A 24489-nucleotide genomic window follows, 5' to 3' on the forward strand; every position below is an offset into this window, starting at 1 on the left:
ACGGTCGTCACCCACCAGGATCACGGGCTCGGCGCTACCGGTTTGCGCGCGGCAGGCGGATACTGGCGGCATGAAAGAACTCAACCTGATCAGTGCGGTTGCCAGCCTGCGCGCCGGTGGTGTCATTGCCTATCCCACCGAAGCGGTGTGGGGTCTGGGTTGCGACCCCGGCCACCAGATGGCGGTGCATGCCCTGCTCAAGCTCAAGCAGCGGCCGGTGGAGAAAGGCATGATCCTGGTCGCCGCCGAGCTGCAGCAGCTGCAGGGCTGGGCTGTGCTGGACGCCTTGCCGGACGAACGACAGCGCGAAGTACTGGCCAGCTGGCCTGGCGCCAACACCTGGATCCTGCCCGCCGGCCCCCGCGCCCCGAAGTGGGTCACCGGGGAGCACAGCGGGTTGGCCGTGCGCATCAGCGCGCACCCGTTGGTGGCAGCGCTGTGCCGGGCATGGGGCGGGCCGCTGGTGTCCACCAGCGCCAACCTGGCCGGCGAGCCGCCTGCACGCACCCGTGCCGAATTGGACCCGCGCCTGCTGTCGCTGCTCGACGGCCTGCTGGATGGCGATACCGGCGGCCTGGCCCAGCCCACGCCGATCCGCGATGGCCTGAGCGGCAACGTGCTGCGCTTCTGATCCGCTGGCGCCGCCGCGCCCGATACCGCACGATGGGGCATGCGCGCATCCCCTGCCCTGCTGATCGTCCTGCTGCCGGTGCTGGCCATGGCGGCCCCGGCGCCCCCTGCCGCTGACAGCGTGCGGATCTACCGTTGCGTGGGCAGCGACGGTGCGGTCACCCTGCAGGACAGCCCCTGCAGCAGCGGGCGACAGGAGGTGCGACAGATGCAGCGGCCGCAGGATCCGCCGCCGCGCCGCGCCAGCACCGACGACGTCGCCACGCCTGCCTCCAGCAGCGCGCGGGTGCAGCGCGAAATCCGCCATGTCTACGTGCGGCCGCCGCAGCCGATGTACGAATGCGTGACCGAAGAAGGCCGGCGGTACCTGAGCGACAGCAACGAGGGCAATCCGCGGTGGGTGCCGCTGTGGACCAGCGCGTGGGTCGGTGGCGGGCACCGTCCGTGGCACGGCCCGGGCCAACCCCAACTGCCGCCGATCCGTGCCGAAGGACGCGGCAACGCAGGGCCCGGACAGCGGCCGCCGCATGGCATCGGCCATGGCATCAGTTTCCCGGCGGGCAACATCCTGGTGCGCGATACGTGCAACGCATTGCCCCCACAAGAGGTCTGTGCGCGCCTGCGTGACCAGCGCTGGGAGCTGGACCGTCGCTACAACAGCGCCCTGCAGGGCGAGCGCCAGGCGATCACCCGCGAGCAGCGCGGCATCGACGCGCGCCTGGACCAGGACTGCGGCGGCCGCTGATCGCGCGCCCGCGCCGCTACAATCAGCAGATGAAGACCTGGATCTGCCTGGCCGCGCTGGCGCTGCTGACCGCCCTGCCGGTGTCCGCCAACGAGGACATCGTGTTCCGCTGCACCGATGCCAACGCAAAGGTGACCGTGCAGGATGCGCCGTGTCCGTCCGGCACGGCGCAGATCATCCAGCGGCGTGGCGCGTCGGCGGCATCTACCGCCTCCACCGCGCTGGGTGATCCGCCCGCGCCGGCCGCGGCGGCGGCCGTGCTCGACAGCGACCTGCTCAGCGCCCCGGTGGCCGGTGCAGAGGCCGGCAGCGGCGAGGCGATCCTGGACAGCGACGTGCTGCGCGCGCGTGCCATCGCCGAAGCCAGCGCCGTTCCGGACAGGCCACCGCCGCCTGTGATTTTCCGCTGCACCTCCAGCGGCGGCGGCCAGTACTTCCACGAATACGAGGCCGCGCCGTCGCACTGCACGGTGTTGCCGATCGCTGGCCTGGGCGGCGGCATCGCCCCCCACAACGCGGCCAGCTGCGAAGTCGTGCGCGATGCCTGCAGCGAAGTGGAGCTGGCGCAGCGCTGCGGCGCCTGGCAGCAACGACTGCGCGATGCACGCGGTCGCGAGAGCTTTGCAACCGCCGACACCCAGCCGCAGGCACGCGACGAGCGCCTGCGCGTGCAGGCCGTGCTGGAAGCCAGCAGCTGCGCGGTGCCCTGAGCCGTCGGCATCGGTGGCCTGGCGCGGCCTAGCTGACGCGCCGCCCCCGCCCTGTCGCTGCGCCTGCCCTGCAGCCGCGCCATGCCTCGTCGTGCGCAGGACAGCGGCCGCGCCAGACAGTGCCAAGGATCACAGCACGGCAGCACGGCGCTTCCACGTTCCGGCGTGCGCATCCAGTGTAGCCTCGCCGCGCCCCTGCGGCGAAGCCACACTGCACGAGGAACCGCACCGTGGATCAACTTGAACCGTCCCCCATCGCCCGGGCCATCCGCCCGCTTCTTTTCGCCCCGGCGTTGATCCTGTTCACATCCGCCGCACAGGCAGAACCGCCCTCTCTGGACGTAACGGATGATCACTCAGTGGTTGTCGCGGTGCCATGGGGCGTTCCACGCGCCGAAGCTGATCGCGAGAACCGATGGTTCGCACACAGCAACCTGCAGCCGACCGGACGTTTCGTCCGCCGTGGACAGCGCCTGAGCGTGACCGTCGCAGGGCCCCACGCCGCCGTCATCGCGATCGGATTGTTCGGCGTCTACAAGGATCTCAATGGCGGCGTGGCGCAGTCTTCGTTCAACCACCAGACCGTGCCGCCCGGCGTCCCCACGTGGGTAACCGCACCGCTTGATGGACTGGTCTACGTGAAGAACGAGGGCAGCCAGCCGCTCCAGGTCACCCTCGAAGGCGGTGAGCCGATACCAACCTTCGTGGGCGGGATAACGACGAAAGCCAGCTTCGACGCACAGATGACGCGCTGGCCGCGGGCTCCGTTCGCGACCTTCATCGGCGACCAGGTTTTCGCCGACATCCAGTACCACTGGGTGCGCGACAACCTTGCGTCGGTCACCGCAGGCCGCATCGCGGGCTGGGATCAGGCAGCCAGACTCACCAACGAAGTGTACGGACTGTCCGCCATGGCCAGCGGCCTGGACCGCAAGTCCAGCAACCGCATCCACATCACCAATCCGGACACCGGACCCGGCGCCGCCAGCGCCACCAACTATCGCCTGACCTTCCACAGCACCGGCGGCGCGGTGCTGCTGCAGCGTGAAGCAGATGCCCTGTGGGGGCTCTGGCACGAGATCGGGCACACTTACCAGACCCCGCAATACCGCTGGGCCGGATTGACGGACGTAACCGTCAACCTGTCTTCCATTGCGATCGCCGAACGCCTGACCGGCCGCAACCGGCTGGACACCACCGGCTATCGGGCAAAGCGCACGGCATACTTCGGGCGTGCGCCGGCAAAGCGCGACTTCGACAAGCAGACAGACGTCTGGTTCAAGCTGCTGATGTTCGATCAACTGCGTCGTTCGTTTGGCGAAGGGTTCTACCCGCGCCTGTCCGCCCGCTATCGCCAGCTGCGACGCGACGGGATCAATCCGCGTACCGACGAGCAAAAGCGGCAGCTGTTCGCCCTCACCGTCGGCCAGGTCGCTGAGCGCAACATGACCCCCTTCTTCGAACAGTGGGGCATCGCGCTGGACAGCAGCACGCGGGCAGGGCTGGCACGACTGCCTGCCCTGCGCCACCCGATCTGGAACAACCACGACCGCGCCACCGATGTGGTGGAAAATGCGTTGCCGCCGCTGTGACCCGCGTCAGAACCCGTAGCGCAGGAAGCCGCCGTCCACCGCGATGCACTCACCGGTGACATAGCTGGCGGCAGGCAGGCACAGGAAACCCACTGCGGAGGCGACCTCTTCCGGCTCACCGATACGGCGCATCGGCGTGCGGTCGATCACCTGCTCATAGTAATCCGGGTCGGCCAGCGGCCCGGACGTGCGTCGGGTACGGATGTACCACGGCGCAACGGCATTCACCCGGATCCCGTCTTCGGCCCATTCGACGGCCAGGTTGCGGGTCATCTGGTGCATGGCGGCCTTGGTCATGCCGTAGACCGCCCCGCTGCGCACGTGGGTCAGGCCGGACACGCTGCCGATGTTGACGATCGCCGAAGCGGCATGCCGTGCCAGCAGCGGATGCGCGTAGCGCGACAGCTCGAAGGCCGAGAACAGGTTGGTCTCGAAGATGTTGCGCCATTCGTCTTCGGTGTAATCGATGGCCGGCCGGGTGATGTTGCCCCCGGCATTGTTGACCAGGATATGCAGCCCGTCGGCATGGTCTTCGACCCAGTCCAGGATCTCACGCCGGTCTTCGTCATCGGACACGTCGGCGGCCAGGGCGTGGATCGCCTGTGCGGGGAACTCGTCGGCGAGGTCGTCGCGGGCGCTCTCCAGCATGTCGATATCGCGGCCCACGATCATCACGTCGGCACCGAAGCCGAGCAGTTCACGTGCGATGGCCAGGCCGATGCCGGCACTGGCTCCGGTGATGAGGGCGGTCTGTCCATCCAGCCGCCAGCGCTGCGCAGTCACGATCTTGAACTCCCATCCGGGCGCTGCCCGTGTAACGATGCGGCAAGCATAGCGCCGTCGCCGGGAGATCTTCGATGCACCAGCTGAAAACCTTCGCCCTGATCATGACACTGGCCCCGCTGGCCGCCTGCCAGCGCCCCGCGGTCCCGCCGCAGGACAAGCCACCGGAGCCCAAGGCGCTGGCGCGCAACGTACAGGCGCCACTGGAAAAAGCGCGCGGCGTGCAACAGACGCTGGAGGGTGCCGAACAAAAACGGCGCGCCCAGGAAGAGCGCGCCGAGAAGGAATGATCATGGCCAGGTAGAGCCGACCGAAGTCGGCTGCTATCGCCGGACGGCGGTCAGAAACCGCAGAAGCAATATGCCAGCGCCTTGACCGGGGTGCCCTTGCCCTGCTCGCGCGCGGCGTTCTGCACGAAGCGCAGCTGGGTGTCCACTTCCGGCATCGTCCGCGCCAGCACCATCCGGCCCACGCCCGATTCGGCCAGCATCCAGGCACCGGCGTGGCTGCCGGCGAAACCGCCCAGGAACTGCGCGAACGGGGTAGCGGGCTTTTCGATGTAACGCACGCGGTACTTGTCATCGGCACCGAGCTTGGCCCGGCCCGCAGCGTCGGCCACGGCGTCCTTCAGGCCGCCGAAGGCATCGACCAGGCCGCGCTCCTTGGCCTGGGCACCGGACCAGACGCGGCCACGGGCCACTTCGTCCACGGCCTCGACCGGCTTCTTGCGCGCATCGGCCACGCGACCGGTGAAGTCCGCGTAACCCTTGTCGATCACCGACTGGATCACCTGGCCCACGGCCGGGTCCAGCGGCTTGGTCATGTCGAACGCCCCGGCGAAACGGGTGGTGCCCACGCCGTCGGTATGCACGCCGATCTTGTCCAGCGCGCGCGCCACGTTCGGCACCATGCCGAAGATGCCGATCGAACCGGTGATGGTCGACGCGTCGGCATAGATGCGGTCGGCATTCATGCTGATCCAATAGCCACCGGAGGCGGCCAGGTCGCCCATCGACACCACCACCGGCTTGCCGGCGGCCTGCAGGGCCACCACTTCGCGGCGGATCTGCTCGGAGGCGAACACTTCGCCACCCGGCGAATCCACGCGCAGTACGACGGCCTTCACGTCATCGTCGTCGCGGGCTTCGCGCAGCAGTGCGGAGGTCGACTCGCCGCCGATACGGCCGGCCGGCAGGTCACCGCCGCTGATCTCGCCCGATGCCACCACCACGGCCACCTGCGGACGCGAATCCACCGGGCTGCGACGTGCGTCGACCTGGCCCAGGTAGGCGCCCAGGTTGATGCTGCGGAAACCACCTTCGGCATCGCCGTCGGCCACGCCGCGTTCAACCATCAGGTCTTCGAACTCTTCGCGGGTCTTCAGCGCGGTGACCAGCTTCTGCTGCAGGGCGAACTTGGCCAGGTCACCGCCGGCGGCGGCTACGCCTTCCGGCAGCGTATCGATGCCGGCAGCCAGCTGCGCCGGATCCAGGCGACGTGCCTTGGCGATGTCACCGAGGTAGCGCTGCCAGACATCGTTCATCCAGTACAGGTCCGCTTCCTTGGCCTGCGGTGATGCGGCGTCCAGCACGTACGGTTCGGCGGCGGACTTGTACTCGCCCACCTTGAACAGGTGCACGTCCACGCCCAGTTTGTCCTGCAGGCCGGTGCGGAAGTACTGGCGATAGCGGCCAAGGCCTTCCAGCAGCACCGCGCCCATCGGGTCCAGGTAGACCTCGTCGGCCTGTGCGGCGAGCAAATACTGCGATTGGCCCATGCTTTCGCTGTAGGCCACCAGCTGCTTGCCGGACGCACGCAGCTGCTGCAGGGAAGCGGCGACTTCGCGCAACGAGGCGAAGCCGGACGGCTGCAGCTTGTCCAGTTCCAGCACCACCCGCTCGATCTTCTTGTCCTCGCGCGCCGCGTCGATCGCCCGGATCAGATCGCGCAGCTGGATCTCTTCGGCACTGGTATCGCCCATCGCCTTGGCAAACGCGCGGCTGACCGGATCAGCGCTGAACTGCTCCACCAGGCGGCCTTCCGGGGCGATCACCAGGGTGGTGCGGTCCTGCAGCGACTTGCTTGCGCCCGCACCCATGCCGGCCGCCACGACCAGCGCGACCAGGATGAAGAACAACAGGCCGAAGAACAGCACGTTGAGGATCAGCCGCCGCGTGAAGTTCATCACGTCCCACAGCCCGATGAAGAATGCCGCGATGGGATTGCGTCGCGCGGGGGGCAGCGGTGGCACGGTTTGGTTCATGGATTGCTCCGGTTGGCGTCTTGCCGTGGAAATTGCGGGATCAGCATAACGGGTGTGGTTGCCGGCAGCATCGGACACAAGTAAGGGTGCCGCCGTGAAGCGGCGCGGACAGTACCAGCATTCAGGACAGCGCGGACTGGCCCACGCGCGCGCCGCTGCGATGCAGGCGCCAGCCCATCAGGATGGCGGCAGCGGTGAGCCCGACGATCAGGCCGATCCACATGCCCTGCGGCCCCATGCCCAGCCCCAGGCCGAGCCCGGCGCCCAGCGGCATGCCCAGGCCCCAGTACGCGAACATGGCGATGAACATCGGCACGCGGGTGTCTTTCAGCCCGCGCAGCGCCCCGGCAGACAGCACCTGGATGCCATCAGGGAACTGGAAGGCAGCCGCGTACAACAGCAGCGTGGAGGCCAACCCGGCGACCGCCAGGTCGTTGGTGTACACCCCGACGATGGCGTCGTGGCCCAACAAGAGCGCCAGCGCGGACACGGTCTGTGTGCCCATGATGATCGCGTAGCCGGCCCATGCCGCGCGGCGCACGCCATGACCATCGCCGCGCCCGACTGAATGGCCCACGCGCACGGTGGTGGCCTCGGCCACGCCCATCGGGATCATGAAGCACAGCTGGGCGACGTTGATGGCGATCTGGTGCGCGGCGGCCTCGTTGGCACCCAGCCGGCCGATCAGCAATGCGGTGACGATGAACAGTCCGCCTTCCATCAGCACGGTGATGCCGATCGGCAGGCCCGTGCGCAGCAGGTCCCAGATGGCACGCCAGCGCGGCCCTTCAAAATGGCTGAACAACTGCAGGTGTTCGAAGCGCTTGGTCCTCCACAGGTAGGCGGCGAAGCACAGCGCCTGCAGCCACATCATGATCGCCGAGGCGATGCCGAGGCCTTCGGCGCCCAGCTCCGGGAAGCCCAGTCTGCCATTGGCCAGTACGTAGCCCATCGGCGCCAGCACCAGCAGCCCACCGAAGCCGATCAGCATGGTCGGCAGGGTCCAGTGCATGCCCTCGCTGAGATAACGCATGCAGAAGTACAGGGTCAGCGCCGGGCCGCCCCAGCGCACCGCATGCAGGAACGCGGTGGCGCCCGGCACGATATCCGGCGCGATGCCGAAGGCCGGCAACAGCGGCGGCACCACGCTGAGGAAGGTGAACATGATCAGGCCCAAGCCCAGCGCCAGCCACAGGGCCTGGCGGAACAACGGCCCGATTTCGCGCTCGCGGCCGGCGCCGTGCAGCTGCGAGACCGACGCGGTGAGCGAGATCAGCGTGCCGATCGGGATCAGCATCGGCAGCCACAGCAGCGCGGTGCCGATGGTCACCGCCGCCAGCGTGTGGGTGCCGTGGTGGCCGGCAATCACGTTGTCGACGAAGGAGATCAGGCCGGTGGAGACATGGCCCAGGACGAGCGGCAGGGCAAGGATGCCGGTGGCGCGCACTTCGCGGCTGAAGCGCGGGGCAGGGGATGTGATGGACATGGTGCTGCAGAGGGTCGGCGACTACGGCTGCGCACGAAGGGCACAGACACCGGGTTGCGGGGCGTCATCTTACCCGTTCCGGGGAGATCGCAACCGTTGCCCTGATGGGTGAAAAGCGTTGCCCTGGTGGGTGACGACCGTTGGTCGTCACGCTTCTCCCGCCGGAGCCGGTCAGCCTGCCGCTAGCGGCCGACCTGCCTGGCCAGCCAGGCATCACGCTGGGCCGGCGCCACGGACAGGAACTCCGTTCGCACCGCATCGCGCTGTTGCGGCGGCGTGCGCTGAGCCACCAGCGTCAATTGCGACACCTGCGCCGGAGTCAACTGCCGCAGCATCGCCAACGTAGCATCGCGCTGGTCTTCGGGCACGTAGCCGAACATCCCCTGCAGCCGGCTGAAGTGCTCGCCCAGCAGCGGCCCCAGGCGCCAGCCATCACGGAATGCCTGGTCCTGTGCAGTGAACTGATCACGCAGCTCCTGCTGCCTGGCGGGCGGCAGGGCAGCAAAACGCCCCGCGGCTTCGCGCACGCGCGCCCGCTCGGACTCGCTCATGGCCCGCCACGCCGCGTACTGGCTGCGGCGCTCGCGCTTCTGTTCCGCGCTGAGCTGCTGCCACGGCATGGCCACCGGGGCGGCGGGACTGCCGATGGCGCCGGGGCCTCCAGGCCCCGACAGCGGCAGCGCGGTGCGGTCAGGGGCGGCGTGTGCCAGCCCGGCGACGCCCAGCAACACCAGCGCGCACAGACGCTTACTCATCGGCTGCCGCCGTTTCCAGCGCGGCCGCCACCGGCTCCGGCCGGGTCGGCCTGGCCTGGGACTCATCGACGGGCAGCGGGCCACCCGCGGCCGACCAGGCATGCAGGTCGGCATCGGCGAGCAGCGGGAAATCCCGGTCGGCCAGCATGGCCGCATCTTCTGTCGCCATCGGATCGGCGGCGGCAGCGGCGACCTTCGGCGCATCCCCTTCCAGGGCTTCCACGGTGACCGGACCGGCCTCGCCTACCGCGCCTTCCGGGACGACGGCAGGTGCATCGGGCACCCGCCCCTGCCAGGCGCGCCATCCCAGCCCGGCCAGCAGCAGCACCAGCACGGTGCCCAGCAGGATCGCCGGCCCACGCCAACGGCGTTGCTGCGAGGACCGACGGCGTGGCGGTGCCGAGGGCGTGCGCGGTTCGGCTGCGGGGGCGCGCCAAGTCTTGGGCGCATCGTCCTTCCTGCCCGCCGCCACTGGTTGCTGCAGTTCCTTCAGTCGCTGCGCGGGCAGTTCCCGGATCTGCTGCTGGACCTGCTCGGCCAGCCCCCGCCAGGCCTGCGCGTCGGGGTTGCCTTGCCGATCGCGCGGGCAGGCAGCGGCCAATGCCTCCTGGTAACCGTCCACATCGGTATCCAGCAGGCGTGCGGCGGTGTCTTCATCCAGGCCGGCACCGATCCGCAGCAGCAGCGCCAGGCGGATCAGCGGCTCCAGGTTACCCAGATGGGCCAATGGCCCCTGCCAGCGCCCGGTGGGGGTGTCGCGCAGTGCCTGGCGGGCTGCCAGCAGCGCCCAGAAGCGGGGTGGCCACTGGGCCATCGGCAGATCACTGGCCACTGCGGCGAACGCGCGCATGACCGCCACCAACGCCTGTTCGGCACGCGCCCCGTCACCGGTCTGCAGCTCGGCGACCACCAGGGCACGGCGCTCGACGCCACGTAGAAATGCCGACAACGCACCGGCCGCAGTAGGGGATAAAGAGGCGGACGCTGCCGTCATCGGGGACTCCAGGAATTCACGCGGAATGATAGCCGCTCCCAACCAGAGACGCCGAGGGCTTGCTACTCACAGGCGTTCGTGCTGCACGTTGTGCACAGCGTCAAGAAATCCTGCCGACACTCATGCCCAATCCCCTCCCACCTCATGTTTCAGCAGCATTTCACACTTAACTGATTGATTTTAATGACCAATATCATGTGGCTATTTTTTGACCATGCAAACATGAAGGCTGTCGGCATCGGCACTTGCCGTGTTCCACCCTCGCTAACACACAGACTTATCCACAAAAGATGTGGATAACCCTGAATCTCCAATGCAGTCCGATATTTACCTCTTGTTTAGACTGTCTTCACTGAGGATCGATGCCCCTGAATGCGGGGTGCGGTGGCCCCAAACGGGTCGGTACACTGCCCACCATGGATGCTCCCCTGCCCACCCTGCGCATCGCCCTGCCGGTCCCGTTGCCGCAGTTGTTCGACTATCTGCCACCGGACGGTGCTGCACCGGAAACGGTCGTTGGCTGCCGGATCCGGGTGCCGTTCGGCCCGCGCGAGCTGGTCGGGCTGGTGGTGGAACAGGGCAGCGCGGAGCCGGCGTCCAGCCTGCGCCAAGCGCTTGCCTGGCTCGATCCCGCACCGCTGCTGCAGGGCGAACTGTGGCAAAGCCTGCAATGGCTGGCACGCTATACCCACGCGCCGCTGGGCGAAGTACTGTCGACCGCCCTGCCCGGCCCGCTGCGGCACGGTGAGACGCTGCCGGATACCCACCACTGGGGCTGGCAGCTCACCGCCGCCGGGCACGAACAGCGGAGCAGCCTGCGCGCCGGCAGCCGGCCGCGCCACTTGGCCGAACTGCTGGGCGAGGCGGTGGTCGACGAAGACGTGATCGCGGCGCGGATGCACGACTGGCGCACGCCTGCGCGCAGCCTGGCCAAGCGCGGTCTTGCCGAGCGCGTGGCGCTGGCGGTGGCGCCGCTGCTGGCCAGCCCACTGGGCGGCCCCACCCTGAACCCGGAGCAGGCCACCGCGGTGCAGGCGATCACCGCCGCGCAGGGTTTCGCCCCGTTCCTGCTGGACGGCGTCACCGGCAGTGGCAAGACCGAGGTCTATCTGCAGGCCATCATCCAGTGCCTGGCCCAGGGTCGGCAGGCACTGGTGCTGGTGCCGGAAATCGGCCTCACTCCGCAGACCCTGGCGCGCTTCCGCGGCCGCCTGGGGATTGCCGTGCACGCCTTCCACTCCGGCCTCAACGACAACGAGCGCGCCCGGGTCTGGGCGTCGGCGTCGCGCGGCGAAGCGCGGGTGATCGTCGGCACCCGCTCGGCGATCTTCATGCCGCTGCCTGAAGCTGGCCTGCTGATCGTCGATGAGGAACACGACAACAGCTACAAACAACAGGACGGCATCCGCTACCACGCCCGCGATTTCGCCCTGGTGCGGGCCAAGGCGCTGGGCATTCCGGTGGTGCTGGGCAGCGCTACCCCGGCCATGGAGACCCTGCACAATGCGCATGCCGGCCGCTTCACCCACCTGCGGTTGAAGGTGCGTGCCGGCGATGCCATGCCGCCGCGCGTGCGCATCCTGGATGTACGCAAGCGTCCGCTTCGCGATGGTCTGTCACCGCAGGTGCTGGAAGGCATCGCCGAACACCTGCGCAACGGCCAGCAGGTGCTGGTCTTCAAGAACCGCCGTGGCTATGCACCGGTGCTGCTGTGCCACGACTGCGGCTGGACCGCGCCCTGCCAGCGCTGCGATGCGCCGATGACCGTGCATGGCGCGGGCCGGCGCCTGCAGTGCCACCACTGCGGTGCGCGCCAGGCCGCCCCGCTGGCCTGCCCGGCCTGCGCCAGCCTGGCGCTGCAGCCGCAGGGGATTGGTACGGAGCGGCTGGAAGAACACCTGGTGCAGGCGTTCCCGGACGTGCCGGTGCTGCGCATCGACCGCAGCACCACTTCGCGCCGCGACGCGCTGGAACAACAACTGGCGCGGCTCGGCGACCAGCCTGGCATCCTGGTCGGCACGCAGATCCTGGCCAAGGGCCACGACCTGCCCAAGCTGACCCTGGTGGTGGTGGTGGGCATCGACGAAGGCCTGTTCTCTTCCGATTTCCGCGCCACCGAGAAGCTGGCCCAGCAGTTGATCCAGGTGGCTGGACGCGCGGGGCGTGCGCGTGACCCGGGGGAGGTCTGGCTGCAGACCCATCATCCCGGGCATCCGCTGCTGGAAACCCTGGTGAACGGCGGCTACCACCCCTTCGCCGCGGCCGAACTCAACCAGCGCCAGGCTGCCGGCTTTCCGCCGTTTGCCCACCTGGCGCTGCTGCGCGCCGAAGCGCAGCAGGTCGAGCATGCCAATGCATTCCTGCTCGCCGTGCGGGCGCTGGTGGGCGAACAGCCGCACCTGGAAGCGTTCGGGCCGATGCCCGCGCCGATGCCGCGACGGGCCGGTTACCAGCGCGCGCAGCTGCTGCTGTCCAGCGCACAGCGCCCCGCGCTGCACGCTGTGCTGGATCATGTGGCGCCCCTTCTGCAGGGCCTGCCGGAGGCCCGCAAAGTGCGCTGGTCGCTGGATGTGGACCCGGTGGATCTGTACTGACCGGCCATCGTTGGTGACGGCCCGCCTTGGGGGGTGACGACCGGCTCTGGTGGTGACGACCGTCTCTGGTGGGTGACGACCGTTGGTCGTAACGCCGCTGCGCTCGCCGAGCATGGCTCGGCGCTACCCCGCCATTGGCCGTCACGGCGCTTTTGGTAGTGACGGCCGCGGGCCGTCAATCCCGCGGGCGTACCTCAGCTCATCCCGGTCATCACGCCGCGCTGGTACGCCGGGCGTTCGCGCAGGCGTGCATACCAGTCCGCCAGGTGTGGAAGGTCCGGACGCTGGATCGGCATCTCGAACCAGGCGTACACCAGCGCACCCAGCGGAATATCCCCCATCGCGAAGCGGTCACCGGACAACCACGGCTGCTTCGACAGCTCGGTATCGGCCATCGCCAGCAGATCGCCGGCCTTGACCAGCGCGGCATTGATGCGGACCTCATCGCGATCAGCCGGTGCGGTACGCATCACCCCCCAGATCAGCTCGCTGTACAGCGGCGCCATCCGCGAGGTGGTCCAGTCCATCCACTTTTCACCGCGCGCACGCTCGACCGCATCTTCCGGGTACAGCGTGCCCAGCGCATAACGCGCCGACAGATAGCGCACGATCGCATTGGATTCCCACAGCGGCAGGCCGTTGTCTTCGATCGCCGGCACCAGCCCGTTGGGATTCATCGCCTGATAGTCGGCGGCCTGGGTGCCGCCGAAACTGCCGCCGACTTCGATCGACTCATATGCCAGTCTGATTTCTTCGGCACACCAAAGCACCTTGCGCACGTTGCTGGAATTGCGGCGGCCCCAGATCTTCAGCATGTGGTTTTCCTTGCAGGCAAACGTGCGCCGGCGTGGCGCGGGACCGCTACGATACGCCGGTCAGCCTACCGTGGTGTTGCCGGTCTTGGCGGCCCTTTTGGTCGCCTGCTTGACCACCGGCTTCTTCGCCAATGCACGCACGTACGAAGACTTGCCGTCCTTCTTCATCTCGAACAGGCCGATCGCCGCCAGCAGGTCACTGAGCTTGCCGTAACCATAATTGCGCGGATCAAACGAAGCCTGGTTGCCGATCTGGCTGCCCACCGGCCCCAGGTGCGACCAGCCGTCCTCGCCTTCGGCCGAGGCCACCGCGCGGCGCAGCAGGTTGACCAGCTTGGTATCGCTGCGCATTTCCGCACCGGTCTTGCGCGGCCGTGCTTCGCTGCCCGCCTCGCCGGCCTCGCCCGTGGTCGCGCCTTCCGGATGGGCATCCGGCGGGCTGGTATGGGCCTGCCCCAGCGCTTCCAGGTAGGTGAATTTCGAGCACGCGTTGACGAACGGATCTGGTGTCTTCTTCTCGCCGAAGCCATACACCTTGACCCCATCGGTGAGCAGGCGCATCACCAGCGGAGTGAAGTCCGCATCGCTGGACACGATGGCGAATCCATCCAGGTTGCGGGCATACAGCAGGTCCATCGCATCGATCACCATCGCCATGTCAGACGCGTTCTTGCCGCGACTGTAGGCGAACTGCTGGATCGGACGGATCGCATACTCGTGCAGCACCGCTTCCCAGCCCTTCAGGCTGGGACTTTTCCAGTTGCCGTAGGCGCGACGGACGTTGGCCACGCCGTGCCGCGCCACTTCGGCCAGCACCTCTTCGATCTTCGACGCGGGTGCGTTGTCGGCGTCGATCAACAGGGCAATGCGCTTTTCCGGCTCGGACATACCTGCTCCAGGCTGACGATGGTGTGCGGACAGTATGGTCCACACCGGCAGCAGCCCGTGTGACATGCGATCATCCCAACGCCCCCCTACTGGAGCCACGCGAATGACGCGCGAGCGCACACCCCACCTGGTCATCGTCGGCGGTGGTTTCGCCGGCCTCTGGGCCGCCCGCGCCCTGGCCAGCGAGCGCATCCGTATCACCCTGGTCGATCGCCGCAACCACCACCTGTTCCAGCCGCTGCTGTACCAGGTCGCCACCGCCGGCCTGTCGGCACCGGACATCGCCGCGCCGCTGCGGCATATCCTCGGCCACCAGCGCAACGTGGAAGTGCGCCTGGGCGAAGTGACCCGCATCGACAAGCAGGCACGCAGCGTACATCTGGTGGATGGCACATCGCTGGAGTACGACACCCTGCTGCTGGCCAGCGGTGCCACCCACGCCTACTTCGGCCATGACGAATGGGCCAAGGATGCGCCCGGCCTGAAAACCCTGGACGACGCCATTGCCTTGCGCCGCAAACTGTTGCTGGCTTTCGAGCGCGCCGAGGCCGAGCCGGACCCGGAGAAGAAGGCCGCCTGGCTGAGCTTCGCGGTGGTCGGCGGCGGCCCCACCGGCGTGGAACTGGCCGGCACCCTGGCCGAAATCGCCCGCCACACCCTGCGCAACGAGTTCCGCCACATCGACCCGGCGTCGGCCAAGGTGCGGCTGGTGGAAGCCGGGCCGCGCGTGCTGTCCACCTTCCCGGACGTGCTTTCGTTGAAGGCCCGCCGGCAGCTGGAAAAGCTGGGCGTGGAGGTACTGACCGGCACACCGGTGACCTCCATCGACAGCCTGGGCTTCCAGCTGGGCGAGCAGTTCGTCCCCGCGCGTACCGTGGTCTGGGCCGCTGGCGTGGCCGCAAGCCCGCTCGGCGCCACGCTGGACACACCGCTGGACCGCGCTGGACGCGTGCTGGTGGAGCCCGACCTGACCCTGCCCGGCCACCCGGAACTGTTCGTGGCCGGTGACCTGGCCGCCCTGAGCCAGGCCGATGGCCGGCCGGTGCCCGGCGTGGCGCCCGCCGCCAAGCAGATGGGCAAGCACGTGGCCGACACCGTCCGTGCGCGCCTGCACGGCAAGCCGGCGCCGGGTCCGTTCAAATACGCCGACTACGGCAACCTGGCCACCATCGGGCGCATGGCCGCGATCGTGCACCTGGGCAAACTGCAGCTGTCCGGCGTGCTCGCCTGGTGGTTCTGGCTGGCCGCCCACGTGTTCTTCCTGATCGGCTTCCGCAACCGGATGGTGGTGCTGTTGAACTGGGCGGTGGCGTACTGGAGCTACCAGCGCAGCGCGCGGATCATTTTCGGCGATGTGAAGCCCCCGAAAGACCCGCCGCGCGGGTGACCGGCACACCCGCTACGCTCGCCGACCGTGGTCGGCGCTCCGGGGTTGCCGTGGTAGCGCCGAGCCATGCTCGGCGGACGAAAGGCGGTGTTACAGCGCTTCGCTCAGCCACGCCAGCTTGCGCGCACGCGGCTGCTTTTTCAGCTGCCACTCCGCACGCGAGGCTTCGGCGCGGTCCGGGTACTGGCGCACCGCAAGGACCTGCACGGGTGGGCGCGAACGGGTATAGCGCGCGCCCTTGCCTGCCTGGTGGGCGGCAAAGCGCGCCTGCACATCGGTGCTGATGCCCGCGTAATAGCTGCCGTCCCGGCATTCGAGCAGGTACAGGAACCAGGGCGTGTCGGGGCGGGCCATGCCGCGATTATCGCCCAACCGCCGCCAGCGGCTACACTACGTGCCGGATGCAGGAGAGTGGTGCCACGCTGGCACCCGCCGAAGGCGCAGGCTCCCATGATCGCTCAGGCCGGTGGAATGGCATTCCACCAACCATGTATCTCAATCGCCGAGCTGGAGAGAGATCCGCAAGGATCCGCCGAAGGGGCACGCGGACTCGTCCGCTGAACTCTCAGGCAAAAGGACAGCGGGAGCGGCACCGGTCACCTTCGTTCGTCGATGCGCCTGCATCGGTGGTGCGTATCGCGTGGCCGGCCCCACCGCGTCCGGAGCCTGCCCATGTTGCTGTCCATCATCTACCTGATCGCCATTTCCGCCGAAGCCATGACCGGCGCCCTGTCCGCCGGCCGCCGCCGCATGGACCTGTTCGGCGTGGTGATGATCGCCTGCGTCACCGCCCTCGGCGGCGGATCGCTGCGCGACATCATCCTTGGCCACTACCCGTTGGCCTGGGTGAAGCACCCCGAGTATCTCGGCTTCACCGTGTGCGCCGCGCTCATCGCTACCTGGGTGGCGCGCTGGATGCACCACTTCCGCCGCACCTTCCTGGTGCTGGACGGGCTGGGCCTGATCGCCTTCACCCTGATCGGCTGCGCGATCGCCCGCGATGGTGGCCATGCCACGCCGATCGTGTTGATCGCGGGCATGCTGACCGGTGCCTTCGGTGGTGTGCTGCGCGACATCCTGTGCAACGAAGTGCCGCTGATTTTCCAGAAGGAGTTGTACGCGATCATTTCGCTGCTGACCGGCGCGTCCTACCTGTCGCTTCTGCACTGGAACGTGGCCGACAACACCGCCATCCTGTGCTGCTTGGCCGGCGGCTTCGCACTGCGCCTGCTGGCGATCCACTATCGCTGGGAAATGCCGAAATTTGTGTACCACGACGAAGTGCACTGAGACGGGTAGTGACGGCCGCTGGCCGTCACTACCATGACCAAGGTCATGCGGAAACCTGCCGCGCAATTGGCTACCATGGCGGCCCGTCGCGCGAGCGGCGGCATCCAGCCACGCTGCTTCTGCGGCCCCGCCAGACAACCCTCCCCACGTTGCCAGGCCTGCAGTGATGATCCTGGCGCAGCACTTCCCTGCGCCATCGCAGGGTGCAGGATGACCCATGCCGCTTGACCCACCTTCGCGCCCCCGCCGTAACCGCACGCTGCTGCTGGCAGCTTCCGTCGTCGTGCTTGCGGTGCTGCTGGCTTGGTGGGCATGGCCGCGCGCCGACGTAGTGGCAGACGATGCGGGCGGCCGCAAGCCGACCCCGGTACGCATCGCCCGCGCCAGCGCAGAACCGCTGCAGCTGCGGCTGAAGGCGATCGGCACGGTGACCCCGCTGCACAGCGTGGTGGTGCGCAGCCGCGTGGATGGCGAACTGCTGAAACTGCATTTCAACGAAGGCCAGCACGTGAATGCCGGCGACCTGCTGGCGCAGATCGATCCGCGGCCGTACGAGGTCCGACTGGCGCAGGCACAGGGCACCCAGCAGCAGAACCTGGCCGAACTGGAAAACGCCGAACGCCAGCTTCGGCGCTTCGGCGAACTGCAGGCACAGAACTATGTTTCCGGGCAGGAGCTGGGCGACCAGCAGAGCAAGGTGCGCCAGCTGCAGGGCCGCCGCATGAGCGACCAGGCCACCGTGGATGAAGCGAAGCTGCAGCTGCAGTACACCCGCATCACCGCGCCGGTGAGTGGACGCGTCGGCCTGCGCCGCGTGGATGTCGGCAACCTGATCCGCAGCAGCGATGCCGACGGCCTGGTGACGCTGGCGCAGACCGCGCCGATCAGCGTGCTGTTCACCGTGCCCGAACCGGAACTGCCTGCCCTGCTGGGCGCCGTGCGCAGCCAGCCCGCCTTGGCCGTGCAGGCCTGGGACCGCGAAGAACGCGCCGAACTGGGCCGTGGTGAACTGTCCAGCGTGGACAACGTGATCGATACCGCCACCGGCACGCTGAAGCTGCGTGCACAGTTCGCCAACGCCGACGACGCACTGTTCCCCAACCAGTTCGTCAACATCCGGCTGCAGCTGGGTGCGCAGGATGCCGTGGTGATCCCCGATGCCGCGGTGCAGTTCGGCAGCAAGGGCAACTACGTGCACGTCATCGACAAGGACGGCAAGGCACAGCGCCGCGACGTGGTGCTGGGCCCCGCCGACGGCACGCGCGTATCCGTGCGCAGTGGCCTGAAGGCCGGCGAAAAGGTGGTGGTGGAAGGCATCGACGGACTGGAAGACGGCAGTGCCGTGCGCATCATCAGCGAGGACGCTGCGCAGGCCGGCGCATGAACCTGTCGCGTGCCTTCATCCTGCGTCCGGTAGCGACCACGCTGCTGATGGTGGCGCTGTTGCTGGCCGGCGTGCTGGCCTACCGGCTGCTGCCGGTGGCCGCACTGCCGCAGGTGGACTATCCGATCATCCAGGTCACCACGCTGTATCCCGGTGCCAGCCCGGAACTGACCACGCGGATGGTCACCGCGCCGCTGGAAAAGCAGCTGGGGCAGATTCCCGGGTTGAAGCAGATGTCCTCCACCAGCTCGGGCGGCGCGTCGGTGGTGACCCTGCAGTTCGACCTGGCCGTGTCACTGGGCGTCGCCGAACAGGACGTGCAGGCGGCGATCAACGCGGCCGGCGGCTTCCTGCCCGATGACCTGCCGGTGCCGCCGGTGTACCGCAAGGTCAATCCGGCCGACACCCCGATCCTGACCCTGGCGGTGACCTCGCAGGGCATGGCGCTGCCGCAGGTGCACGACCTGGTGGACACCCGCGTGGCGCAGCGGCTGGCGCAGCTTCCCGGCGTCGGCCTGGTCAGCCTGGCCGGTGGCCAGCGCCCGGCCGTACGCATCCAGGTCAACCCGGCCGCGCTGGCCGCCAACGGCTTGGGCATGGACCACATCCGCACCGCCATTGCCGCGGCCAACGTCAACCTGCCCAAGGGCAGCTTCGATGGTCCGATCCGCGCGGTGATGCTGGATGCCAACGACCAGATGCGCAGCGTGGACGAATACCGCGCCCTGGTGCTGAGCTGGCGCGACGGCGCGCCGCTGCGGCTGGGCGACGTGGCCCACATTACCGACGGCGCTGAAAACCGGCAGCTGGCGGCGTGGTCGGGCACCACCCCGGCAGTGCTGGTGAACATCCAGCGCCAGCCCGGCGCCAATGTCATCGCGGTGGTGGAACAGGTACGCCTGCTGCTGCCGCAGCTGCAGGCATCGATGCCGGCCGGAGTGAAACTGGAGGTGCTGAGCGACCGCACCGAATCCATCCGAGCCTCGGTGCGTGGCGTGCAGAAGGAACTGGTGCTGGCGATCGGGCTGGTGGTGCTGGTGACCTTCGTGTTCCTGCGCAGCGTATCGGCCACGTTGATCCCCAGCATCGCGGTGCCGCTGTCCCTGGTGGGCACCTTCGCGGTGATGCTGCTGGCCGGCTTCTCGCTCAACAACCTCACGCTGATGGCGCTGACCATTGCCACCGGCTTCGTGGTGGACGATGCCATCGTGATGCTGGAGAACATCGCGCGGCACCTGGAGGAAGGCGAGACCCCGATGAACGCCGCGCTGAAGGGCGCGCAGGAAATCGGATTCACGCTGATCTCGCTGACCGTTTCGCTGATCGCGGTGCTGATCCCACTGTTGTTCATGGCCGACCTGGTCGGCGCGCTGTTCCACGAATTCGCAATCACGCTGGCGGTGGCGATCGGCATCTCGCTGCTGGTCTCGCTGACGCTGACCCCGATGCTGTGCGCGCGCTTCCTGCGGCCCGGCGCGCACAGGCACGAGGGTGCCGGCGGGAAGAAGGGCGACATCTTCGACCGCATCATCGCCCTCTACGACCGCCAGCTGCAGTGGGTGCTGGAGCGCCAGCCGTTGATGCTGGTCGCCACCGTGGCGACCCTGCTGCTCACCGTGGCGCTGTACCTGGCCGTGCCGAAGGGGTTCTTCCCGGTGCAGGATGCCGGCCTGGTGCAGGGCATCAGCGAAGCGCCGCAGGCCATTTCCTTCCAGGCAATGCGCCAGCGCCAGCTGGCCCTGGCCACGGCGATCGAGCAGGACCCGGCGGTGGCCAGCCTGTCCTCTTACATCGGCGTGGACGGCAACAACGCCGCGCTCAACACCGGCCGGCTGCTGATCGAACTCAAGCCACATGGCGAACGTGGCGGCGACGCCGGTGACATCGCCAGCGTGATGGCGCGCCTGCAACAGCGCGTAGCCGACATTCCCGGCATCACCCTGTACCTGCAACCGGTGCAGGAGCTGGGCATCGAAGACCGCATCAGCCGCAGCCAGTACCAGTTCACCCTGACCAGCCCGGAGCTGGACGCGCTGCAGCAGTGGACGCCGACGCTGCTGCAGGAACTGCGTGCTTCGCCGGCCCTGCGCGACGTGGCCAGCAACCTGCAGATGCAGGGCCGGCAGGCGCGCGTGGTGATCGACCGCGATGCCGCCGCGCGGCTGGGCGTGTCGGTGGAAGCGGTCGCCGATGCGCTGTACGACGCCTACGGACAGCGCCAGATCTCCACCATCTTCACCCAGGCCAGCCAGTACCGCGTGGTGCTGGAAGCCGACCCGGCCCAGCAACCCGGGCCGGAGGCGATCGCCGGATTGCGCGTGCGCAATGCGCAGGAGCAGACCGTGCCACTGGGTGCGGTGGCACGCATCGAACAAGGCCCTGCCCCGCTGCTGCGCAACCATGTCGGGCAGTTCCCGGCCGCCACGCTGTCGTTCAACCTGGCTCCCGGCGCCTCGCTGGGCGAAGCGGTGGCTGCGGTGGAAGCGGCGCGCACCACGATCCAGCTGCCCGCCAGCATCGAGCTGCGCCTGCAGGGTGCGGCGGCGGCATTCAACGGCTCGCTGTCCAGCACGCTGTGGCTGATCCTGGCTGCGGTGGTGGTGATGTACATCGTGTTGGGTGTGCTCTATGAGAGCTTCATCCACCCCATCACCATCCTGTCCACCCTGCCCTCGGCCACGGTGGGCGCGCTGGCCGCGCTGTGGCTCAGCGGACGCAGCCTGGACCTGATCGCGGTGATCGGCATCATCCTGCTGATCGGCCTGGTCAAGAAGAACGCGATCATGATGATCGACTTCGCGCTGGACGCGCAGCGGACACGCGGCATGGCCCCGCGCGAAGCCATCCACCAGGCCGCGCTGCTGCGTTTCCGGCCGATCCTGATGACCACCCTGGCCGCCCTGTTCGGCGCGGTGCCGCTGATGCTGGCCACCGGCTCCGGTGCCGAACTGCGCCAGCCGCTGGGCTGGGTGATGGTCGGCGGGCTGCTGGTCAGCCAGGTGCTGACCCTGTTCACCACGCCGGTGATCTACCTGGCGTTCGACCGCCTGCAGCGACGCCGTCCGGCCGCCCGCGTGGACGCCACGACCGCAGGCGACGAGGCCGACGCATGAACCTGGCCGCGCGCATCGCCCAGGCCTGCGTTAAGCGGCCGGTGGCGACCCTGCTGCTGGCCGTGGCACTGGTACTGGCCGGCCTGATGGCGCTGCGCCTGCTGCCGGTGGCGCCGCTGCCGCAGGTGGATTACCCGGCCATCGAAGTCAGTGCCAGCCTGCCCGGTGCCTCGCCGGAATCGATGGCCTCCACGGTGGCCACCCCGTTGGAGCGCGCGCTCGGCAGCATCCCCGGCATCACCAGCCTGGAGTCATCCAGCTCGCAGGGACAGACCGGGATCGAACTGGAGTTCGTGCTCGGCCGCAACATCGACGAAGCCGCGCGCGAAGTGCAGGCTGCCATCAACGCCGCACGCGGACAGCTGCCCAGCGGCATGCCGGGCATGCCCGAATACCGCAAGGTCAATCCCTCGCAGGCCCCGATCCTCGCGCTGGCGTTGACCTCGGACGTGCTCTCGCCCGGCCAGCTGTATGACATCGGTTCCACCGTGCTGGCGCAGAAGCTGTCGCAGGTACCGGGCGTGGGCCGAGTCCACGTGGGCGGCAGTGCGTTACCGGCGGTGCGCGTATCGCTGGATCCCAACGCACTGAACCACGCCGGGCTGGCGCTGGATGATGTGGCCCAGGCCATCGCGCGTGCCAACGCGATGCGTCCGCTGGGTGCGTTCGGCAACGAAGCGCGGCAATGGCAACTGGAAGCACCGCTGCAGCTGCGCGAGGCCGCGCAGTACCGCGACCTCGCGCTGGCCATCAAGGACGGACGCCCGCTGCGGCTGGGCGATGTCGCGCAGGTCGCCGACGGCGTGGAGGACCGCTATTCCAGCGGCTTCCACAACGAACGTCCGGCCGTGCTGCTGATCGTCAGCCGCCAGCCCGGCGCCAACATCATCGCCACCGTGGATGCCATCCAGCAGCGGCTGCCGCAGTTGCATGCGCTGCTGCCGGCCCACGTGGACATGCAGCTGGTGATGGACCGCTCACCGGTGATCCGCGCCACCCTGCGCGAGGCCGAACTGACCCTGCTGCTGGCGATCGTGCTGGTGGTGCTGGTGGTGCTTGGCTTCCTCGGCCACTGGCGCGCGGCGCTGGTGCCCAGCGTGGCGATCCCGGTGGTGCTGTTCGGCACGCTGGCGTTGATCGCGCTGCTCGGCTTCTCGCTCAACACCCTCTCGCTGATGGCGTTGATCGTCGGCGCCGTGCTTGTGGTGGACGATGCGATCGTGGTGCTGGAAAACATCGCCCGCCATCGCGAGCTGGGCGCGGACCGCTGGCAGGCCGCGATCCGCGGCGCCGGCGAAGTCGGCGCGACGCTGATCTCGATGAACCTGGCGTTGGCGGTGGTGTTCGTCTCGATCCTGTTCATGGATGACTTCGTCGAACGCCTGTTCCGCGAATTCTCGCTGACCCTGGTGGCGGCGATGGCGGTATCGGTGGTGGTGGCGCTGAGCCTGGTGCCGATGCTGTGCGCCCGCGTGTTCACCGATGCCGAACACGCGCCATCACGCTGGCAGCGCGCCAGCAATGCGCTGTTCGAACGCGTGCGCGACGGCTACCTGCGCACTCTGGACCGGGGCCTGCTGCGCCTGCGCTGGCCGCTGCTGGCCTTCGTCGCGGTCATCGCGATCAACGCCTGGTTGTTCCAGAAAGTGCCCAAGGGCATGGTGCCGCAGCAGGACACCGCGCAGCTGCGCGGCTTCGCGCGCGGTGACGACGGCCTCTCGTTCCAGGCCATGCAGCCCAAGATCAGTGCCTACCGCCAGTTGCTGCTGGACGATCCGGCGATCGAGGACATCATCGGGTACATCGGCGGCGGCATGGGAGTCAACAACGCCTTCATCATGATCAAGATGAAGCCGCTGGCCGAGCGCAAGGTCTCCAGCCAGCAGGTCATCGACCAGCTGCGCGCGAACCTGCCGCCGCTGCCGGGCGGAAACCTGTACATGTGGGTTGACCAGGACATCCGGCTGGAAGGGTCCGGTGACAGCGGCAACCAGGAGCTGCAGCTGATGGCCGCCGACCTGGCGCCGCTGCGCGAGTGGGCGCCCAAGGTCAGTGCGGCGCTGAAGGCGTTGCCTGAACTGGTGGACGTAGAAGCGCAAGGCGAAGCCGGCATGCGCCAGGTGGTGCTGGACATCGACCGCGAGGCGGCCGCGCGGCATGGCGTGGACCTGCGCACGATCGCCACCGTGCTCAACAATTCCTTCAGCCAGCGCCAGGTCGCCACGCTGTACGACAACCTCAACCAGTACCGGGTGGTGATGGAACTGGATTCCCGCCATACCCAGGACCCGACCACCCTGCAGCAGCTGCAGGTGCTGGATGGCGAAGGCCGGCGCATTCCGCTGTCGAGCATCGCCAGCTGGCGCTACGGCATGGCCTCGGACCGCGTGTCGCACAGCCAGCAGTTCGCCTCGATCTGGATCGAGTTCGCGCTGGCACCGGGCGTGGGGCTGGAACAGGCGGTGACCGCCATCAACGGCGCGATGGCCGGCTTGATGCTGCCGCGCACGGTGCAGGCCAAGCTGTCCGGCGAGGCGGCCGGGCTGGAGCAGATGCGCGCGCGCCAGTTGTGGCTGCTGCTCGGCGCCACGCTGGCGGTGTACCTCGTACTGGGCGTGCTGTACGAAAGCTTCCTGCAGCCGCTGGTGATCCTGTCCACGCTGCCGTCGGCCGGCGTCGGCGCGCTGCTGGCGCTGCTGCTGTTCAACAACGAATTGAACCTGATCTCGCTGCTGGGCCTGTTCCTGCTGGTGGGCGTGGTGATGAAGAACACCATCCTGCTGGTCGATTTCGCGCTGGCCGGGGAGCGGCGCGGGCTGAGTGCGCACGATGCGGTGCTGGAAGCGGCGCGCCTGCGCCTGCGGCCGATCTTGATGACCTCCGTTGCCGCATTGCTGGGCACCCTGCCGTTGATGCTGGGCGGTGGCGAAGGTTGGGAACTGCGGCGCCCGCTGGGCATCGCGATAGTCGGCGGGCTGCTGGTCAGCCAGCTGCTCACCCTGTACACCACGCCGGCGATGTACCTGGCGCTGGCCAGGCTGCGCAGGGTTCCGGCCTGAC

Annotated in this window: 19 protein-coding genes and 2 riboswitches; of the genes, 11 read left to right on the forward strand and 8 right to left on the reverse strand. The window is 68.3% G+C overall.

Annotation, left to right across the window (positions count from 1 at the left end):
• Nucleotides 1-70: 70 nt before the first annotated feature.
• From IFT63_RS16460 to IFT63_RS16475, 4 genes are all read left to right on the forward strand, one after another.
• On the forward strand, nucleotides 71-631 hold the full coding sequence (locus IFT63_RS16460) for a Sua5/YciO/YrdC/YwlC family protein (protein ID WP_042614483.1): 561 nt from the start codon (nucleotides 71-73) through the stop codon (nucleotides 629-631).
• 87 nt (nucleotides 632-718) lie between these two features.
• Nucleotides 719-1375 carry a DUF4124 domain-containing protein gene (locus IFT63_RS16465; RefSeq protein ID WP_249404519.1) on the forward strand — a complete coding sequence of 219 codons (657 nt, stop codon included), beginning with the start codon at nucleotides 719-721 and terminating at the stop codon, nucleotides 1373-1375.
• Between the two features lie 29 nt (nucleotides 1376-1404).
• On the forward strand, nucleotides 1405-2085 hold the full coding sequence (locus IFT63_RS16470) for a hypothetical protein (RefSeq protein WP_192085149.1): 681 nt from the start codon (nucleotides 1405-1407) through the stop codon (nucleotides 2083-2085).
• Nucleotides 2086-2315: 230 nt separating this feature from the next.
• A complete protein-coding gene (locus tag IFT63_RS16475; protein ID WP_192085150.1) occupies nucleotides 2316-3677 on the forward strand; it encodes a M60 family metallopeptidase in 1362 nt (453 codons plus the stop codon).
• Nucleotides 3678-3683: 6 nt separating this feature from the next.
• Here the strand turns inward: IFT63_RS16475 and IFT63_RS16480 are convergent, their stop codons facing one another.
• Entirely contained in the window at nucleotides 3684-4460 is a 777-nt protein-coding gene (locus IFT63_RS16480) for an SDR family oxidoreductase (protein ID WP_192085151.1), read from the reverse strand.
• A gap of 74 nt (nucleotides 4461-4534) precedes the next feature.
• Between IFT63_RS16480 and IFT63_RS16485 the strand changes: the two genes are divergently transcribed.
• Complete coding sequence (locus tag IFT63_RS16485) at nucleotides 4535-4750, forward strand: hypothetical protein (protein ID WP_192085152.1); 216 nt, start codon at nucleotides 4535-4537, stop codon at nucleotides 4748-4750.
• A gap of 50 nt (nucleotides 4751-4800) precedes the next feature.
• On the opposite strand, the gene sppA is transcribed toward IFT63_RS16485, so the two are convergent.
• The 4 genes from sppA to IFT63_RS16505 all read right to left on the reverse strand — a co-directional run bounded on the left by sppA (nucleotide 4801) and on the right by IFT63_RS16505 (nucleotide 9958).
• Nucleotides 4801-6723 (reverse strand): signal peptide peptidase SppA, encoded by a 1923-nt coding sequence (sppA, locus tag IFT63_RS16490; protein ID WP_042614489.1) that lies wholly within the window; start codon nucleotides 6721-6723, stop codon nucleotides 4801-4803.
• A gap of 121 nt (nucleotides 6724-6844) precedes the next feature.
• Nucleotides 6845-8209 (reverse strand): MATE family efflux transporter, encoded by a 1365-nt coding sequence (locus IFT63_RS16495; RefSeq protein ID WP_192085153.1) that lies wholly within the window; start codon nucleotides 8207-8209, stop codon nucleotides 6845-6847.
• A 182-nt stretch (nucleotides 8210-8391) separates the two neighbouring features.
• On the reverse strand, nucleotides 8392-8964 hold the full coding sequence (locus IFT63_RS16500) for a DUF3106 domain-containing protein (protein ID WP_192085154.1): 573 nt from the start codon (nucleotides 8962-8964) through the stop codon (nucleotides 8392-8394).
• Nucleotides 8957-9958: a hypothetical protein gene (locus IFT63_RS16505; protein ID WP_042614492.1), complete on the reverse strand. Its 1002-nt coding sequence runs from the start codon at nucleotides 9956-9958 to the stop codon at nucleotides 8957-8959. Before IFT63_RS16505 ends, IFT63_RS16500 begins: the two co-directional genes overlap by 8 nt.
• Nucleotides 9959-10374: 416 nt before the next feature.
• Here IFT63_RS16505 and IFT63_RS16510 point away from each other — a divergent pair, with 416 nt between their 5' ends.
• Nucleotides 10375-12552, forward strand: coding sequence for a primosomal protein N' (locus tag IFT63_RS16510; protein WP_042614534.1), 2178 nt, complete (start codon nucleotides 10375-10377; stop codon nucleotides 12550-12552).
• A gap of 194 nt (nucleotides 12553-12746) precedes the next feature.
• Here the strand turns inward: IFT63_RS16510 and IFT63_RS16515 are convergent, their stop codons facing one another.
• Nucleotides 12747-13367 carry a glutathione S-transferase gene (locus IFT63_RS16515; protein ID WP_192085155.1) on the reverse strand — a complete coding sequence of 207 codons (621 nt, stop codon included), beginning with the start codon at nucleotides 13365-13367 and terminating at the stop codon, nucleotides 12747-12749.
• Between the two features lie 60 nt (nucleotides 13368-13427).
• The gene (locus IFT63_RS16520) at nucleotides 13428-14255 is read right to left on the reverse strand and encodes an NYN domain-containing protein (RefSeq protein ID WP_192085156.1); all 828 of its coding nucleotides are present in this window, start codon (nucleotides 14253-14255) and stop codon (nucleotides 13428-13430) included.
• Nucleotides 14256-14358: 103 nt separating this feature from the next.
• Between IFT63_RS16520 and IFT63_RS16525 the strand changes: the two genes are divergently transcribed.
• Nucleotides 14359-15642 (forward strand): NAD(P)/FAD-dependent oxidoreductase, encoded by a 1284-nt coding sequence (locus IFT63_RS16525; RefSeq protein WP_042614495.1) that lies wholly within the window; start codon nucleotides 14359-14361, stop codon nucleotides 15640-15642.
• Between the two features lie 90 nt (nucleotides 15643-15732).
• Here the strand turns inward: IFT63_RS16525 and IFT63_RS16530 are convergent, their stop codons facing one another.
• A complete protein-coding gene (locus IFT63_RS16530) occupies nucleotides 15733-15996 on the reverse strand; it encodes a GIY-YIG nuclease family protein (protein ID WP_042614496.1) in 264 nt (87 codons plus the stop codon).
• Nucleotides 15997-16036: 40 nt separating this feature from the next.
• Nucleotides 16037-16127: riboswitch (glycine riboswitch) on the forward strand.
• Nucleotides 16128-16139: 12 nt separating this feature from the next.
• A riboswitch (glycine riboswitch) is annotated at nucleotides 16140-16233 on the forward strand.
• A gap of 81 nt (nucleotides 16234-16314) precedes the next feature.
• Here IFT63_RS16530 and IFT63_RS16535 point away from each other — a divergent pair.
• The 4 genes from IFT63_RS16535 to IFT63_RS16550 all read left to right on the forward strand — a co-directional run bounded on the left by IFT63_RS16535 (nucleotide 16315) and on the right by IFT63_RS16550 (nucleotide 24488).
• A complete protein-coding gene (locus tag IFT63_RS16535; RefSeq protein WP_042614497.1) occupies nucleotides 16315-16932 on the forward strand; it encodes a trimeric intracellular cation channel family protein in 618 nt (205 codons plus the stop codon).
• A gap of 217 nt (nucleotides 16933-17149) precedes the next feature.
• The gene (locus IFT63_RS16540) at nucleotides 17150-18316 is read left to right on the forward strand and encodes an MdtA/MuxA family multidrug efflux RND transporter periplasmic adaptor subunit (RefSeq protein WP_042614498.1); all 1167 of its coding nucleotides are present in this window, start codon (nucleotides 17150-17152) and stop codon (nucleotides 18314-18316) included.
• Entirely contained in the window at nucleotides 18313-21429 is a 3117-nt protein-coding gene (locus tag IFT63_RS16545; RefSeq protein WP_192085157.1) for a multidrug efflux RND transporter permease subunit, read from the forward strand. The genes IFT63_RS16540 and IFT63_RS16545 overlap by 4 nt, the downstream gene beginning before the upstream one ends.
• Nucleotides 21426-24488, forward strand: coding sequence for an efflux RND transporter permease subunit (locus IFT63_RS16550; protein ID WP_192085158.1), 3063 nt, complete (start codon nucleotides 21426-21428; stop codon nucleotides 24486-24488). Before IFT63_RS16545 ends, IFT63_RS16550 begins: the two co-directional genes overlap by 4 nt.
• The last annotated feature ends 1 nt before the right edge of the window (nucleotide 24489 follow it).

The sequence above is a fragment of the Stenotrophomonas sp. CFBP 13724 genome (assembly GCF_014841975.1).
Classification (GTDB): Bacteria; Pseudomonadota; Gammaproteobacteria; order Xanthomonadales; family Xanthomonadaceae; genus Stenotrophomonas; species Stenotrophomonas lacuserhaii.

What these genes read in the sequence shown, in the direction of transcription:
- IFT63_RS16460 (WP_042614483.1), top strand. Translation starts at nt 71, where the DNA reads ATGAAAGAACTCAACCTGATCAGTGCGGTTGCCAGCCTGCGCGCCGGT.
- IFT63_RS16465 (WP_249404519.1), top strand. Translation starts at nt 719, where the DNA reads ATGGCGGCCCCGGCGCCCCCTGCCGCTGACAGCGTGCGGATCTACCGT.
- IFT63_RS16470 (WP_192085149.1), top strand. Translation starts at nt 1,405, where the DNA reads ATGAAGACCTGGATCTGCCTGGCCGCGCTGGCGCTGCTGACCGCCCTG.
- IFT63_RS16485 (WP_192085152.1), top strand. Translation starts at nt 4,535, where the DNA reads ATGCACCAGCTGAAAACCTTCGCCCTGATCATGACACTGGCCCCGCTG.
- sppA (WP_042614489.1), bottom strand. Translation starts at nt 6,723, where the DNA reads ATGAACCAAACCGTGCCACCGCTGCCCCCCGCGCGACGCAATCCCATC.
- IFT63_RS16495 (WP_192085153.1), bottom strand. Translation starts at nt 8,209, where the DNA reads ATGTCCATCACATCCCCTGCCCCGCGCTTCAGCCGCGAAGTGCGCGCC.
- IFT63_RS16500 (WP_192085154.1), bottom strand. Translation starts at nt 8,964, where the DNA reads ATGAGTAAGCGTCTGTGCGCGCTGGTGTTGCTGGGCGTCGCCGGGCTG.
- IFT63_RS16505 (WP_042614492.1), bottom strand. Translation starts at nt 9,958, where the DNA reads ATGACGGCAGCGTCCGCCTCTTTATCCCCTACTGCGGCCGGTGCGTTG.
- IFT63_RS16510 (WP_042614534.1), top strand. Translation starts at nt 10,375, where the DNA reads ATGGATGCTCCCCTGCCCACCCTGCGCATCGCCCTGCCGGTCCCGTTG.
- IFT63_RS16515 (WP_192085155.1), bottom strand. Translation starts at nt 13,367, where the DNA reads ATGCTGAAGATCTGGGGCCGCCGCAATTCCAGCAACGTGCGCAAGGTG.
- IFT63_RS16520 (WP_192085156.1), bottom strand. Translation starts at nt 14,255, where the DNA reads ATGTCCGAGCCGGAAAAGCGCATTGCCCTGTTGATCGACGCCGACAAC.
- IFT63_RS16525 (WP_042614495.1), top strand. Translation starts at nt 14,359, where the DNA reads ATGACGCGCGAGCGCACACCCCACCTGGTCATCGTCGGCGGTGGTTTC.
- IFT63_RS16530 (WP_042614496.1), bottom strand. Translation starts at nt 15,996, where the DNA reads ATGGCCCGCCCCGACACGCCCTGGTTCCTGTACCTGCTCGAATGCCGG.
- IFT63_RS16535 (WP_042614497.1), top strand. Translation starts at nt 16,315, where the DNA reads ATGTTGCTGTCCATCATCTACCTGATCGCCATTTCCGCCGAAGCCATG.
- IFT63_RS16540 (WP_042614498.1), top strand. Translation starts at nt 17,150, where the DNA reads ATGCCGCTTGACCCACCTTCGCGCCCCCGCCGTAACCGCACGCTGCTG.
- IFT63_RS16545 (WP_192085157.1), top strand. Translation starts at nt 18,313, where the DNA reads ATGAACCTGTCGCGTGCCTTCATCCTGCGTCCGGTAGCGACCACGCTG.
- IFT63_RS16550 (WP_192085158.1), top strand. Translation starts at nt 21,426, where the DNA reads ATGAACCTGGCCGCGCGCATCGCCCAGGCCTGCGTTAAGCGGCCGGTG.